Raw genomic sequence first — 14,129 nt, forward strand, 5'->3', positions numbered from 1 at the left:
CACTCCGTTAGGAATCCAAACCGCGGTAGGTCAAGTAGTCGTCGTAGTTACCCACGAAGTCTTCGATCTTACCGTCTGGCATCACTTCCAGAATACGTTGTGCCACGCCACCCACGAACTCACGGTCATGAGAAACCACAATCAAGGTGCCGGGGTATTTTTCCAACGCCATTTGCAAGGACTCGATAGATTCCATATCCAAGTGGTTGGTAGGCTCATCCATCAACAATACGTTGTGTCTGCCTAGCATCAAGCGACCAAAACTTAAGCGGTTTTTCTCACCACCAGACAATACGTTGACCGACTTGTTGATTTCATCTGCCGAGAACAGCAAACGCCCAAGCACAGAACGCATGGCTTGATCGTCATCCCCCGCTTTACGGAACTCGCTCAACCAATCGAACAAGTTAGCGTCAGTATCAAACTGGTCCGATACGTCCTGCGCCATGTAACCGATGTCAGCGTTTTCAGACCACGTTAAGGTACCAGAATCTGCCGCCAAGTCTTGTGCCAACAGTCGCAGCAATGTGGTTTTACCCACGCCATTCGCGCCCACAATCGCAATACGCTCACCAGCCTCTACTGCCAAGTTCAAACGATTCACGATAGGACGGTCATACGATTTGCTGACCAGTTCGGTTTTCACTGCCAAACGGTGCAACGGTTTGGTTTGCTCAAAACGAATGTACGGGTTCTGACGTGAAGAAGGTTTCACTTCCACAGTGTCAGATTTAATCTTATCGATCTGCTTGATACGAGCAGTAGCCTGTCTGGCTTTAGATTTGTTCGCCGAGAATCGACGCACAAAGTCTTGCAAGTCAGTAATACGCTCTTTAGCTTTAGCATTGGCATTCAGTTGACGCTCACGTGCTTGGGTAGATGCCAGCATGTAATCATCGTAGTTACCTGGGTACACGCGCAGTTCGCCGTAATCCAAGTCAGCCATGTGCGTACACACCTGATTCAGGAAGTGACGGTCGTGACTGATGATAATCATGGTGCTTTGGTAGCTGTTCAGTACGTCTTCCAACCAACGAATAGTATGAATATCCAAGTTGTTGGTAGGTTCGTCTAGCAGCAGCACGTCAGGGTTGGAGAACAATGCCTGAGCCAACAACACACGCAGCTTCCAACCGGGTGCGATTTGTGACATCAACATCGTGTGTTGCTCGACGGGAATTTCCAAGCCTAGCAACAGTTCACCGGCACGTGACTCGGCCGTGTAACCATCAAACTCAGCAAACTGGATTTCCAGATCAGCCGCTTTTAAGTAGTCTTCTTCAGTGGCTTCAGGGTCGGCATAAATGGCATCACGCTCACTCATGACGCGCCACATTTCTGTGTGCCCCATCAAGACCACATCCAACACGCGTTGGTCTTCAAACGCAAACTGATCCTGACGCAGTTTACCCATACGCAGGCCCGGATCCAGCGTCACGTTACCGGAAGTGGCTTCCAAGTCACCGCCGATAATTTTCATGAACGTAGATTTGCCCGAACCGTTGGCACCAATCAAGCCGTAACGGTTACCGCCGCCGAACTTGACGTTCACATTTTCAAAAAGAGGTTTGGCACCAAATTGGATGGTGAGATTTGCAGTGGAGATCACGCTATTGTAATTCGCTAAAAACTAAAACCTTCAAGTGTAGCAAGGGCTGTGACAAAGCACAGCCCCACACACTCCCCGAACGAGTACACGTTTAGTCGTGAACGTGCTCGTCTATCAATAAGTACGCCATGTCGTCTTCCCATGCCACACCCACCTGCTTGCCTACTGGCAAGGTGGCTTTTACTTCAGTGTGGCCATAGGGTAAGCCGTTAATAATTGGCGTTTTAGTGTTGGCACGTAACCACTGAACCACGGCATCTAGATCAAAACCTCTATCGTCGTCGCTTAGTTTGTAGTGGCTAAAGTTACCCAACAAGATGGCATGCTGTTTATCCAACACGCCGGCATACAGCAACTGGCTTAGCATGCGTTCAATGCGATATGGGTGTTCACTCACATCTTCAATGAACAAAATGCCGTTTTCCACGTTAGGGAAATAAGGTGTGCCCATCAACGAGCACAACATGGCTAAATTCCCGCCCCATAACACACCACGTTCATCGACTGGATCTGAACCAAACGATTCAAAGCTCAACACCTCCAGTTCGTGACGCATGGTTTCTGCGAATAAATCGGCGGTTAAATCGTCTACTTCTTCGGCACCGAAATCAAAGGCAGCGCACGGGCCTGCATAGCTGATCGCACCTGTTTGCGCCAACAACGCCAAGTTAAAGGCCGTGAAATCACTGTGCCCCACATAACGTTTGCCGCTGTCAGCAATGGCTTTCCAGTTAATGTGCGGCAGCAATCGGGACATGCCGTAACCACCGCGACTGGCCAGAATAATGTTCTGCTCTACGTGTATAGAACGCTCAATGGCTGCCAAGCGTTGTTCATCCGTACCGGCGAAACGCTGGTGACGAGCCAAGGCGTCTTGGTCTAACACAGTTTCAAAACCCAGTGTTTTCAAGCATTGCGTGGCACGCTCTAACTGAACCGACTCTTTCACCGCACTAGAAGGTGAAATCACATATACCGCATCGTGTTCATGATGATGGTCACTGCAGGTACAAGAATGGTGATGATGCTGGCTCATGGTTTGGCTGACTCACACAAATTTAACTGAAACAAGATAGTGCACCCATCCAGCCTTCACAGGCAAGGCGCATCTATAAGCAGATTTAGACGTTTTCGCTATCTGTAGGACTTTCGCTGTCGCACGACTTACGTTGTGCTTTTTGTTGAGCGCGTCGCTCTTTAAAGAAACGGCGTAGCAAATCGGCTGCTTCGGTTTCTCGCAGACCTTGCTCAACAATGGTTTGATGATTCAACTGGGTATGCTGCTGCAAACACAACACGCTGCCACACGCTCCCGTTTTAGGGTCTGTAGCCGCAAATACCACGCGGCCTACTCGTGCATGCAACATTGCCCCCATACACATCACACAGGGCTCTAAGGTGACATATACGCTAGCACCTGGCAAACGGTAATTACCTACCTTACTCGCTGCTGCCCGCAATGCCACCACTTCGGCGTGTGCGGTGGGGTCTGGCGTGGTAATTGTACGATTATACCCTTCACCAATGATTTGCCCTTGTATATCTACAACGACAGCACCTACGGGCACCTCTCCGCACGCCCAAGCCTGCATAGCCAGCTCTAGCGCCCTATCCATATAGCGTTGCTCAGCTTCAGCTCCGAAGTTTTGCAGATCCACCCGTTTCCCACCTTACCTAATCAGCCAAATCCCCAATCACGACTTTGCTACTGCGTCGTATCGTGTGCGGGGCACGTATACTAGAGGCCATTCCCATTTTTGGTGTTCACCCTCATGTCACATACCATGAACACATCAGACCCTACTGTGATACAGATTGACGGTTTATCCAAGCGTTACGCCAATGGCTTTCAAGCGCTGGATAATGTCAGCCTAAACATACAACGAGGCGAAATTTTTGCCTTGCTAGGCCCAAACGGTGCCGGCAAAACCACCCTAATCAGCATTATATGCGGACTGGTAAACGCCAGTCACGGATCTGTGACCATTGACGGTTTTGACTACAAGCGACAATACCGTCAAGCGCGTTCACGCATAGGCTTAGTTCCTCAAGAGATTGGCGCTGAAAGCTTTGAAAATGTGTTGAACAGCGTGAGCTTTAGCCGTGGCCTATTTGGTAAAGCCCCCGACCCTGCTCTGGTAGAAAAAATACTCAAAAGCTTAAGCCTTTGGGAAAAACGCCTAAGCCCGCAAATTGCGTTATCGGGTGGCATGAAGCGCCGCGTGTTAATCGCCAAAGCACTTTCCCACGAACCCGCTATTTTATTCTTGGATGAGCCTACCGCTGGCGTAGACGTGAGCCTACGCCAAGACATGTGGGAACTGGTACGCCAACTACGTGATCAAGGCGTCACCATTATCTTGACTACCCACTATATTGAAGAAGCCGAAGAACTGGCTGACCGGGTTGGCATTATTCAAGGTGGCAAACTACTACTGGTAGAAAACAAACAGCAGTTAATGCAGAAATTTGGCGAGAAAACCATGCGCCTGCAACTGCAAAGCCCTATTACCGCCCTACCTGATGACCTAGCCGATTTAGGTTTGGTCTTAGCAGAAGACGGTATGGCTTTGCTGTACCACTACAAAACTGATGATGCCAACCTGAGTATTGCCAATATCCTCAAGGCCATAGAACTGCACCATATCCCTGTTCAGGATATAGACACACATCGCAGCTCATTAGAAGAAATCTTTGTCAGTCTCATGGAGAAACCGGCATGAATCTGCGTGCTTTATTCGCTATTTATAAGTTTGAAATGGCACGTACTAGGCGCACGTTGCTGCAAAGCATTATTGCTCCGGTCATTTCTACCGCACTGTATTTTGTGGTGTTTGGGGCCGCCATTGGCCCACGCATACACGAAGTACAAGGCGTGAGTTACGGCTCATTTATTGTGCCAGGTTTGGTGATGCTATCGGTACTGACGCATAGCGTATCCAATGCCTCATTCGGGATTTATTTCCCCCGATTCTCTCGCACCATTTATGAGATTCTGTCTGCACCTGTGTCTTACACAGAAATCACATTAGGCTTTGTAGGAGCAGCAGCAACTAAGTCTATTATTTTGGCCACCATCATTTTGATTACCGCCAAGATATTCGTGCCTTTTCATGTAGAACACCCATTTTGGATGGTTGCCTTCTTACTGCTCACCGCCATGACCTTCAGTCTATTGGGCTTTATTGTGGGTTTATGGGCAGATAACTTTGAAAAGCTGCAACTGGTACCTATGCTGATTATTACCCCACTTACGTTCTTAGGGGGTAGTTTCTATACCGTGGATATGCTGCCTAGCTTTTGGCAAAACGTCAGCCTACTGAATCCCGTACTGTATTTAGTGAGTGGATTCAGATGGAGCTTTTATGGTGTGGCCGATGTGAATGTGGCATTAAGCCTGGGCATGACCTGCTTATTCATGTTGTTGTGTGTCGCCGTCATTGCCCAGATTTTCCGTACTGGCTATAGATTACGCCCCTAAAGGCGCAACCCCCTTAATCACGGAAGTTTTCAAACTGCAACGGCAGCTCTACATCGCTTTGTTTTAGCAAAGCGATGGCCTGTTGCAGGTCGTCTCGCTTCTTGCCAGTCACACGCAGTTTTTCGCCTTGAATTTGGGCTTCCACTTTGATTTTGGCGGCTTTAATGGCTGCAATCAATTTTTTGGATGTGGGCTGGTCAATACCCTGTTTAACCGTAATCGCTTGCCGAGCTTCGGCTACGTTTTCCAACGGATCAGCCGTTTCCAAACAACGCACATCAATATTTCGTGCGGCAATACGTGCACGCAATATAGGCATCATTTGTGTTAGCTGGAAGGTGCTGGGCGCGTATTGTGTCACCACATATTCATCCAGTTCAAAACGAGCATTCGTGCCTTTGAAATCAAAACGGTTTACCAATTCACGGTTAGCCTGATCCACGGCGTTTTTCAGCTCTTGTTTGTCTACCTCTGAGACAACGTCAAAAGAAGGCATAGTGCAATCCAATAGAAGAAGTATTTATCATCCTTAAGTGTAACGCATTAGCCCGCTAGTCAAATAATGCTACAGTAGTACGTACCATGAATAAAAACCACAAGCATTCACATGTTATCGAGACTACGCCTTCTATTTGACAACTTCACCCTCATCCTTATAGCCGTCGTTGTACTAGCCAGCGTCTTCCCTGCTCATGGGCAAGGCGCTGTGTTTTTTGATTGGCTCACTAATGCCGCGATTGCACTGCTGTTTTTCATGCACGGCGCTAAGCTTTCCCGCGAAGCCATTATTGCGGGTGCCACCCACTGGCGCTTACACGCGGTGGTCTTTAGCTGCACTTTCCTGCTATTCCCGCTGATAGGCTGGGCGGCACAACCCCTTTTAGTGCCATTACTAGGTCTACAACTTGCGGCGGGGATACTGTACCTATGCGTGCTACCAGGTACAGTGCAATCAGCTATTGCCTTTACCTCTATAGCCAAAGGTAACGTACCTGCCGCCATATGTAGTTCATCGGCCTCTAGCATCATTGCCATTTTGCTGACGCCGCTACTGTTGAAACTGCTGCTAGAAACGGATGTTGAAATTGACATGACCGACACGGTAGTCAAAATCAGTTTGCAAATTCTGCTGCCGTTTGTGGTCGGTCATTTGATGCGTCCTTTCATTGGTCACTGGGTGACACGCAATCAGAATTGGCTCAAGAATATTGATCAAGGCTCTATTTTGCTGGTGGTGTACACCGCATTTAGCGCCTCGGTAGTCGGTGGTTTGTGGGCAGAAGTACACCCAATGTCGCTGGTTGCCCTAACTGTTGTGTGCTTGGTGCTATTGTTTGCAATTTTATATGCAACCCAATTGATAGCCAGACGCCTGAACTTTAACTTGGCCGATGAAATCACTATTGTGTTTTGCGCATCCAAGAAAAGTATGGCCACAGGTGTACCCATGGCACAAGTACTGTTCTCCGCCAGCATCATTGGCCCTATGCTGCTACCGCTGCTGATTTTCCACCAGTTGCAGTTAATGGCTTGCGCCGTAATGGCCAACCATTACGCGCTTCAGCATAAGAAGAAAGAAGAAGCGGCTGCTTAACGCAGCTGCTCTATATACTGCGTCAACGTCGCACGGGAGACTTCCCCCATACGGATGGCTTGTACGCTGCCATCACTGTTCACGAACAACGTTGTGGGAAGCCCCCTGCTGCGAGCAAAACGCGCCAGATCACCATCTTGATCTAACAGCACATGCTGCAAGTTCAGCTGCTGCCCTGACAAAAACCCATCCACCGTTTCCGCACGCTCTTGCTGGTTCGCATAGATAAATGTGAGCTGCGGATACTCGTTCTGCGCTTGTTCAAAGACGGGCATTTCACGTCTGCACGGTGGGCACCACGATGCCCATAAATTGATCACCATGGGTTGGCCACTAAAATTTTCTAGTGTCACAGTTTGCTCTGCAACCGAATCTGCCCACGGGTTTTGCAACTGAGTTTGCAAAGGCAGGGGTTGCGCATCTTTCTTATAAACGCCCAACCACAGGAATGTACTACCACCAACCACCACCGCCGTCATCAGACTTAAGACGAACGCCGTGCGCTGTAATCCTACACTTTTATAGCCTAGGTATAAGGCCATGGCAGCGGCAGCGATCAGTCCAGCAGCAACCGAAAAACCGCCATCCCGTATATCCAGCATACCTAACAGATTTGTTTGATATTGTTCCCAGTATTGGGCAACGAATACCACGCGCGCCACCACTAGCCCCGCTATGGCGGTCAGCCAGAGTCTCGATTCGACTTTGATGGTGTACTTTTTTTCAAGCAGCCATGCCAACGCCACTGCACAGAGCAGCGTCAACAAGACAATGAAAAGAGGAGTGCTTAATGCAAAGGGGCCAATTGTTATAGAGTTCATTTCCTGCTCACGTAAACCTTTAGTGCAACAGGGTCAGACCCCTATTAACCGTAAAGGTTGCATTGCTGCATAAAGGCTTGCATGCGCAGACTGGATTTCTCGCCAGGAGCCTGCTCTACGCCTGAGCTAACATCAACAGCAAAAGGACGTACCTGTTGAATGGCGGCGCCTACGTTCAGCGCATCTAAACCACCGGCTAAGATCACAGGGCGTGCCATAGGCTGTTGATGTACCTCATTTAGCAACGCTGTATCAAAGCGTACACCCGTACCACCGTAGGCTGGGCTGAAGCTATCAAATAACCAGCCACTGGCACTTTGGTAGTCTTTGCACTGCTCCCACACCGCACGAGCACTGTCGCTGTGTGGCCCCCCTACCCTGAATGCTTTCAGGTAGGGGTGGTCAAAGGACTCACAAAAGGCAACGCTTTCATCACCGTGGAATTGCAATAAGTTAGGGCGCACCGCTTTCAGAACATCTTTCACATAGCGCGGTTCTGGATTCACAAATAATGCGACCAGCGAAACAAAAGCTGGCACGTGACGACGCAGCGCCACTGCCTGCTCTAGGCTCACAAAACGCTTACTTGGCGGGTAGAACACAAAACCCAAGGCATCTGCCCCTTGTTCTACCGCAGCGGTGATATCTTCTGCACGGGTGAAACCGCACATTTTCACCCGTATTTTGCCCATACTCATTTGTTAAACCACTAGTTACTGAAATGCATTACCAGCATCGGAACCAAACGGGTCGCCGTAAGAGTCCGAGCCATAAACGTCGTCTACACCAAACTCGATAGTAGACTCATCGATCTTCACTTCACTGCCTTTATAGTGCGTGACAATACCTGGGAACACCAACACCACCACGATCATCGTGACTTGAATCATGATGAATGGCACAGAGCCCCAATAAATATCGCCTGTAGTCACTTTAGCAATACGCTGACCTGTCACCGTATCGGTGTAATCCTCTTTGGGTGCCACTGAACGCAAGAAGAACAACGCAAAACCAAATGGCGGGTGCATGAAGGACGTCTGCATATTCACGGCCAACAACACGCCAAACCAAATCAGGTCAATGCCCATCTTATCGGCAACCGGCCCCAAGAGCGGCACGATAATAAAGGCCAACTCAAAGAAGTCTAGGAAGAACGCCAGCAAGAAGGTGAACACGCTAACGAAGATCAGGAAGCCCCACTCACCGCCAGGCAGATCAATTAGCAAGCTTTCTACCCACAAGTCGCCGTTAATACCACGGAAGCTCAGAGTAAAGATGGTAGAACCTACCAAGATGAACACTACAAAGCAGGAAAGCTGTGTAGTCGCGGTCATTGCTTGCTTCAGTTGGGTCCACGACAAGCGTCGGCGAGAGACAGCCATCAAGATAGCGCCCACAGCCCCCATCGCCCCACCCTCTGTTGGTGTGGCTACACCAATAAAGATGGTACCCAGCACTAAGAAGATCAGGAACAGCGGCGGAATCATCACAAAAGTGACGCGCTCCGCTATTTGCGACAGCATGTTCAGTTTCAGCACGCGATTCAGAATCGCGATGATCCAAGCGGTAGCGCCCCACAGCATCATGATGATCACTACATGCTCATCAATAGGAATGCTAGGGTGTGTACTGAAATAGTGCATAGAGCCAAAGTGCGCAGCCAAAGCAGCCACAATGGTTAACACCAACAATGACTTCAACCCACGCGAACCATTAGGCTCTATGTAAACACGAGCCTCTTCTGGCAATGCAGGCACTTTGCTTGGTCGCACAAGGGCAACTATGACTACGTACAAAATGTAGGACAGTGCCAAGAGCAAACCTGGCAACATCGCGCCACGGTACATATCGCCGATCGAGCGACCCAACTGGTCAGCCAAAATAATCAGTACGATAGAAGGCGGAATAATCTGCGACAACGTACCCGAGGCTGCAATCACCCCTGTTGCTAATCGACGGTCATAGCCGTAGCGCAACATGATGGGTAGCGAGATCAAGCCCATGGAAATCACAGACGCAGAAATCACCCCGGTAGTAGCTGCCAACATGGCGCCTACCAGTACCACAGCAATGGCTAAACCACCGCGCAATGGGCCAAACAATTGGCCAATGGTGTCTAGCAAGTCTTCCGCCATACCCGAGCGCTCAAGGATCAGGCCCATCAAGGTGAAAAATGGCACAGCTAGTAAGGTGTCATTCGCCACAATACCGAAAATACGCTGCGGTAGCGCTTGGAACAGCGCTGGCTGCATCAAGTTCAGTTCAATCGCGAATAAACCGTACAACACGCCCGTTGCTGCTAGCGTAAACGCTACGGGGAAACCCAACAGCAAAAAGACAATCAAATTGACAAACATGATGGGTGCAATGTTTGCCACGACAAATTCCATCATGATCAATTCCTATTCTGTTTTTGTTGTAGTCGCTCAAGCTGGCGTCTGTCGTTTTCTTCGGCCACTTTGCGAATGTCTTCAGCAATTTCCAGCTCGGCCTCTGCCACTTTAGGCGCAGCCAGAGGATCCGCACACTTGCCAGCCAAAAAGCCGAACAAGCGAATCAGGCGCGACACCCCGGATAAAATCAATAGTGCAAAGCCTATGGGAATCAACAGTTTTACTGGCCAACGAATTAAACCACCCGTATTGGAGGATAACTCCATGGTTTCGTAAGACTGCCAGAAATAAGGGATCGCTAACCAGAACACCAAGATACATGCCGGCAACAAGAAGAACAGAATGCCAAATATTTCTATGTACACTTGTGTTTTGCGAGAGAAGCGCTGAGCCAGCACATCTACACGCACGTGTTCATTAAGCAAATAGGTATAGCCTGCCGCTAGCAAAAAGATAGCGCCAAACAAATACCATTGCAGCTCCAACCACGCATTGGAACTGACGCCAAACACTTTACGCACAATGGCGTTGCCCGCACTAACCAGTACCACCAGCAGTGTGAGCCAAGCAACCGATTTCCCCACCACCGTATTCAGGCGGTCGATCAGCTGCGATAGACGTAATAACAATGTCATAAAAATAATGATGGTGAATAAGCCAGAGTGGATCTCAAGCGGCTACACCCACCTCGTAATGATGATGAAAGTCCCTACCATTCACCACGATTAATCATGCGACACCTGGGTCTTCAGGCTCAGGTCGCGCTGGGATTATCCATGGCCCCAAATGCTGCTGGAACAACGTCAATGGATCCTGCATTGGCAGTTGTACCGCCTCTTCGTACTTTACGCCAGCTAGGTATAGCCCGTCTGGTGCAAACGTAGGAGGAGCATACTGCCGATCACGCCGCTCGATCAGAGTCGGTATGTCGGAAGCATCGAGGCGGCCATAGCCCGCGTAGAGCAAAGTTCCCATCAAATTACGAACCATATGATGGAGAAACGCATTGGCCACAAAACGGAATACGTAGAAACTGCCGGACTTTTGTATGTCGATGGCGTGTATCTCTCTTACCGGGCTTTTGGCCTGGCAATCCGTCGATCTAAAACTACTAAAATCATGAGTGCCCACAAAATGTTCTGCGGCACGACGCATGCGTTCAAGGTCCAATGGGCGAAATACCCAGCCTACTTTCCCATCAAGCAAGGGAGAGCGTACATTGGCTTCACGCAACACATAAAAATACGTACGTTGTCTGGCAGAAAAGCGCGCATGAAAAGTGTCATCCACCTCTTGCGCCCACTGCACAGAAATAGAGCTAGGTAAGAAGGCATTTAAACCACTTACCCACGCTTGAGCGGAGCGCTTTACAGGAGGATCCAGATGCACCACTTGGTTGAGCGCATGCACACCTCTATCCGTTCTGCCCGCACAGCAAACGGCAACCGGCTGCCCTACAAACTTCAATAATGCGTTTTCTAATTCCGACTGCACTGATGGCAGTACAGGTTGACGCTGCCATCCATACCATGCACTACCGTCATAGCAAATACCTAGTGCTACACGATTCATGAAGGCTTACGCTCCGAAGGCGTGGGCTCATCTGACGGTGGCACATCTAAATCTAGATTAATTTTTTCTAGCTTCTCACGCACCATTTCCGGTGTAACCGGAGCGGGAGAGTCAACTTCGGCGCGACTATTATTAGCGCGACGTAAAACCCAAACAGTAATAATGACAATCAATGCCAGCAGCGCTGACATCACAATGAGCAAATGCTCTTGAATCCAAGACAAAGTACTACCCGTATCAGTGGTTGTTGATGTGTTCTGTGCTGCCTGCCCTGCTGCATTGCCAGCGGCAGGCGCGGCGTCGTTTTTGTCTGCCCCACCACCAGCAGTGCTTAGCGCACTATGCTCTGCTTCCTGAGCGTCAGCTGTGCTTGATGTGCTACGTTGTGTTGCCTCTTCATTCGTAGTGCTTGATGATGCACTATGTTGTGCCTGCTTGCCATCGGTGTTATCAGGCATATCACGCTGTCCTGCTTCACCAGTAGCTGCTCCAGACTTCTGCGGTGCGACCGCAGCGGCCTCTTGTTCGCGCAACGCTGAAGAAAGCTGGCGTACATTTTCTTCTAATTGTTCTACATTCTCGCTGGCGTCACGCAATGCTTGTGCGGTAGCCACGCTTTGATCTTGTTTAACGCTATCTGCCCATGACTCAGTGCTGAGCGTTAAGGTGTCGCCCTTAGCTGGTAGCTCGGTAGGGGCAGCTACCTCTTGAGGGCGAGCATGACCCGTAGTGGCCTCTTCTGCCACTAACGCAGGCGACTTATGGTCAGCCAAACCACGTTTGTATTGAGCGTACCAATCTGCTTGCTCTGCAAACAGTTTACGGGCCTCAGTATCACTATAAGCTTGCAGTTGATCGGCTGTAGGCGCGTTAAGCGTACTACCTGCTCGCAGCAAGTTCATGTTGCCATGCTGAAACGCATCAGGATTGGCCGCTAACAGCGCCGCCATGTATTGGTAAGTACTGACGCCTTCTGGTGTACGCTTAGCCGCAATGCTGCTTAAGTTGTCACCTGTACGCACCTTGTAGCTATCTGTACTGCTTGAAGCAGCCGTTAGACTACGAGTACCGTAACTACTGCTAGTTGACGCTGCTGTACTAGGCAACTGTAAGGACTCAGCTACTTTAGCAGCATTAACCACACTCACTTGGTGGCGCTGCAAACCAGATGATGACTGGATATCCAATAAAACGTCGATGACTTTGGCATCTACCGCTTGTGGGCTATGCAAAATAATTTGCGACTTTCCCGGCTGCAGTTCGATCTGCCATCCCTCTAACGCAACGGGCGGGGTTAACCCCGCCTGCTGCCATTGTTCCCGATCAGGAAACTGTATGCTGAGCGTTTCGTCTGGCTTCCAATCTCGTAACGCCACACTTAACACCAGCGGCTGCGCCGGTTGCGATAAGAGGCGGGCCCTGCCCACCTCTACCGCATACACTGAATGCGAAGCCAAAGCCGTCATTGATGCCAATGCAAGAGAACTTACAGTACGCAACGATACACGGCTAGTGTTCATTTACAGTTCCCCTAAGGTGATCATCAGCATGCGGCGCAGCGGCTCTGCAGCACCCCACAACAATTGATCGCCTACGGTGAAAGCGCTGATGTACTCAGGACCCATACCCAGTTTGCGCACACGGCCAACTGGAATGTCCATCGTACCGGTCACAGCGATAGGAGTCAGTTGCTCCATAGTGGCTTGTTTTTCGTTTGGAATCAGTTTGGACCAGTCGCTAGTGTTAGCGATGATTTCATTGATTTCATCCAACGGTACGTCTTTGCGCAGCTTGATGGTCAGCGCTTGGCTGTGGCAACGCAATGCACCAATACGCACACATAGGCCGTCTACTACCACGTGATCTTGGCCCTGACGACCCAAAATCTTGTTGGTTTCTACGCCGCCTTTCCATTCTTCGCGGGACATACCATCACCCAGATCGGAATCGATCCAAGGAATCAGGCTACCGCCCAGCGGTACGCCAAACTGCACGCTGCTCAGGCTAGGATCTTTTTGCTTTTGCAAAATACCACGATCGATATCCAAAATGGCCGATGCAGGATCATCTAATTGCGCTTTAACGGCTGCGTTTAAGTCGCCGAACTGAGTCAGCAATTCGCGCATATGTTGTGCGCCGCCGCCAGAAGCTGCTTGGTAAGTCATGGAGGTCATCCACTCTACCAAGTTGTGTTTGAACAAACCACCCAAACCCATCAGCATGCAGCTAACTGTACAGTTACCGCCGATAAACTGCTTCACGCCTTTAGCCAGACCAGCGTCGATAACGTCGCGGTTTACTGGGTCAAGCACGATGATGGAGTTATCGTCCATACGCAATGAGCTGGCAGCGTCAATCCAAACGCCAGTCCAGCCAGCTGCGCGCAATTTGCCATACACCTCTTTGGTGTAGTCCCCACCTTGAGCCGTCACAATAATAGGCAGCTTTTTCAGACTGTCTATATCGTAGGCATTTTGCAAGGCGCCTGCGCCTTCTGCCCATTCCGGTGCTGCCCCACCAGCATTACTGGTAGAGAAAAATACCGGCTCAAATCGTGAGAAATCGTTCTCTTCGCGCATGCGTTGCATGAGGACCGAGCCCACCATGCCACGCCAACCGACTAGGCCTACCGCTTGTTTCATGAATAATCACCTAAAAA

General features: G+C 49.9%; 14 protein-coding genes. 3 read left to right on the top strand and 11 right to left on the bottom strand.

Annotated features, from left to right (window positions below):
* Positions 1 to 7: 7 nt before the first annotated feature.
* The 3 genes from ACLO87_RS09125 to tadA form a co-directional block, all read right to left on the bottom strand.
* Complete coding sequence (locus tag ACLO87_RS09125; protein ID WP_135863587.1) at positions 8 to 1,609, bottom strand: ABC-F family ATPase; 1,602 nt, start codon at positions 1,607 to 1,609, stop codon at positions 8 to 10.
* A 91-nt stretch (positions 1,610 to 1,700) separates the two neighbouring features.
* A complete protein-coding gene (locus ACLO87_RS09130; RefSeq protein WP_430223461.1) occupies positions 1,701 to 2,645 on the bottom strand; it encodes an LD-carboxypeptidase in 945 nt (314 codons plus the stop codon).
* A gap of 85 nt (positions 2,646 to 2,730) precedes the next feature.
* Positions 2,731 to 3,267 (bottom strand): tRNA adenosine(34) deaminase TadA, encoded by a 537-nt coding sequence (gene tadA, locus ACLO87_RS09135; RefSeq protein WP_430223462.1) that lies wholly within the window; start codon positions 3,265 to 3,267, stop codon positions 2,731 to 2,733.
* A 114-nt stretch (positions 3,268 to 3,381) separates the two neighbouring features.
* Between tadA and ACLO87_RS09140 the strand changes: the two genes are divergently transcribed.
* Together ACLO87_RS09140 and ACLO87_RS09145 are read left to right on the top strand one after the other, a co-directional pair.
* Positions 3,382 to 4,332: an ABC transporter ATP-binding protein gene (locus ACLO87_RS09140; protein WP_430223463.1), complete on the top strand. Its 951-nt coding sequence runs from the start codon at positions 3,382 to 3,384 to the stop codon at positions 4,330 to 4,332.
* Positions 4,329 to 5,090, top strand: coding sequence for an ABC transporter permease (locus ACLO87_RS09145; RefSeq protein ID WP_135863591.1), 762 nt, complete (start codon positions 4,329 to 4,331; stop codon positions 5,088 to 5,090). Before ACLO87_RS09140 ends, ACLO87_RS09145 begins: the two co-directional genes overlap by 4 nt.
* Positions 5,091 to 5,103: 13 nt before the next feature.
* Here the strand turns inward: ACLO87_RS09145 and ACLO87_RS09150 are convergent, their stop codons facing one another.
* The gene (locus tag ACLO87_RS09150; RefSeq protein ID WP_166409207.1) at positions 5,104 to 5,586 is read right to left on the bottom strand and encodes a YajQ family cyclic di-GMP-binding protein; all 483 of its coding nucleotides are present in this window, start codon (positions 5,584 to 5,586) and stop codon (positions 5,104 to 5,106) included.
* A gap of 111 nt (positions 5,587 to 5,697) precedes the next feature.
* On the opposite strand from ACLO87_RS09150, the gene ACLO87_RS09155 reads away from it, so the two are divergent.
* Positions 5,698 to 6,684: a bile acid:sodium symporter family protein gene (locus ACLO87_RS09155; RefSeq protein WP_135863594.1), complete on the top strand. Its 987-nt coding sequence runs from the start codon at positions 5,698 to 5,700 to the stop codon at positions 6,682 to 6,684.
* On the opposite strand, the gene ACLO87_RS09160 is transcribed toward ACLO87_RS09155, so the two are convergent.
* The 7 genes from ACLO87_RS09160 to asd form a co-directional block, all read right to left on the bottom strand.
* Positions 6,681 to 7,505 carry a TlpA family protein disulfide reductase gene (locus ACLO87_RS09160; RefSeq protein WP_430223464.1) on the bottom strand — a complete coding sequence of 275 codons (825 nt, stop codon included), beginning with the start codon at positions 7,503 to 7,505 and terminating at the stop codon, positions 6,681 to 6,683. The two genes, ACLO87_RS09155 and ACLO87_RS09160, sit on opposite strands and share 4 nt — an antisense overlap.
* A gap of 44 nt (positions 7,506 to 7,549) precedes the next feature.
* The gene (locus ACLO87_RS09165; protein WP_430223465.1) at positions 7,550 to 8,203 is read right to left on the bottom strand and encodes a phosphoribosylanthranilate isomerase; all 654 of its coding nucleotides are present in this window, start codon (positions 8,201 to 8,203) and stop codon (positions 7,550 to 7,552) included.
* A gap of 15 nt (positions 8,204 to 8,218) precedes the next feature.
* The gene (locus ACLO87_RS09170; protein ID WP_430223745.1) at positions 8,219 to 9,895 is read right to left on the bottom strand and encodes a TRAP transporter large permease; all 1,677 of its coding nucleotides are present in this window, start codon (positions 9,893 to 9,895) and stop codon (positions 8,219 to 8,221) included.
* Between the two features lie 5 nt (positions 9,896 to 9,900).
* Positions 9,901 to 10,533 (bottom strand): TRAP transporter small permease subunit, encoded by a 633-nt coding sequence (locus ACLO87_RS09175; RefSeq protein WP_135863598.1) that lies wholly within the window; start codon positions 10,531 to 10,533, stop codon positions 9,901 to 9,903.
* A 94-nt stretch (positions 10,534 to 10,627) separates the two neighbouring features.
* Positions 10,628 to 11,470, bottom strand: a complete 843-nt coding sequence (gene truA / locus ACLO87_RS09180) for a tRNA pseudouridine(38-40) synthase TruA (protein WP_135863600.1) — start codon at positions 11,468 to 11,470, stop codon at positions 10,628 to 10,630.
* Positions 11,467 to 12,990, bottom strand: a complete 1,524-nt coding sequence (locus ACLO87_RS09185) for a type IV pilus assembly protein FimV (protein WP_430223466.1) — start codon at positions 12,988 to 12,990, stop codon at positions 11,467 to 11,469. The genes truA and ACLO87_RS09185 overlap by 4 nt, the downstream gene beginning before the upstream one ends.
* Positions 12,991 to 14,112 (bottom strand): aspartate-semialdehyde dehydrogenase, encoded by a 1,122-nt coding sequence (gene asd, locus ACLO87_RS09190; RefSeq protein ID WP_430223467.1) that lies wholly within the window; start codon positions 14,110 to 14,112, stop codon positions 12,991 to 12,993.
* Positions 14,113 to 14,129 lie beyond the last annotated feature (17 nt).

This window comes from Paenalcaligenes sp. Me52, from assembly GCF_050487965.1.
In the GTDB taxonomy this organism is placed as follows: domain Bacteria; phylum Pseudomonadota; class Gammaproteobacteria; order Burkholderiales; family Burkholderiaceae_B; genus Paenalcaligenes.

Excerpts from the sequence above, each read along its gene's own strand:
- ACLO87_RS09175 (WP_135863598.1), bottom strand. The coding sequence starts at position 10,533 with ATGACATTGTTATTACGTCTATCGCAGCTGATCGACCGCCTGAATACG.
- truA (WP_135863600.1), bottom strand. The coding sequence starts at position 11,470 with ATGAATCGTGTAGCACTAGGTATTTGCTATGACGGTAGTGCATGGTAT.
- asd (WP_430223467.1), bottom strand. The coding sequence starts at position 14,112 with ATGAAACAAGCGGTAGGCCTAGTCGGTTGGCGTGGCATGGTGGGCTCG.
- ACLO87_RS09130 (WP_430223461.1), bottom strand. The coding sequence starts at position 2,645 with ATGAGCCAGCATCATCACCATTCTTGTACCTGCAGTGACCATCATCAT.
- ACLO87_RS09185 (WP_430223466.1), bottom strand. The coding sequence starts at position 12,990 with ATGAACACTAGCCGTGTATCGTTGCGTACTGTAAGTTCTCTTGCATTG.
- ACLO87_RS09145 (WP_135863591.1), top strand. The coding sequence starts at position 4,329 with ATGAATCTGCGTGCTTTATTCGCTATTTATAAGTTTGAAATGGCACGT.
- ACLO87_RS09165 (WP_430223465.1), bottom strand. The coding sequence starts at position 8,203 with ATGAGTATGGGCAAAATACGGGTGAAAATGTGCGGTTTCACCCGTGCA.
- ACLO87_RS09140 (WP_430223463.1), top strand. The coding sequence starts at position 3,382 with ATGTCACATACCATGAACACATCAGACCCTACTGTGATACAGATTGAC.
- ACLO87_RS09155 (WP_135863594.1), top strand. The coding sequence starts at position 5,698 with ATGTTATCGAGACTACGCCTTCTATTTGACAACTTCACCCTCATCCTT.
- ACLO87_RS09170 (WP_430223745.1), bottom strand. The coding sequence starts at position 9,895 with ATGGAATTTGTCGTGGCAAACATTGCACCCATCATGTTTGTCAATTTG.
- ACLO87_RS09150 (WP_166409207.1), bottom strand. The coding sequence starts at position 5,586 with ATGCCTTCTTTTGACGTTGTCTCAGAGGTAGACAAACAAGAGCTGAAA.
- ACLO87_RS09160 (WP_430223464.1), bottom strand. The coding sequence starts at position 7,505 with ATGAACTCTATAACAATTGGCCCCTTTGCATTAAGCACTCCTCTTTTC.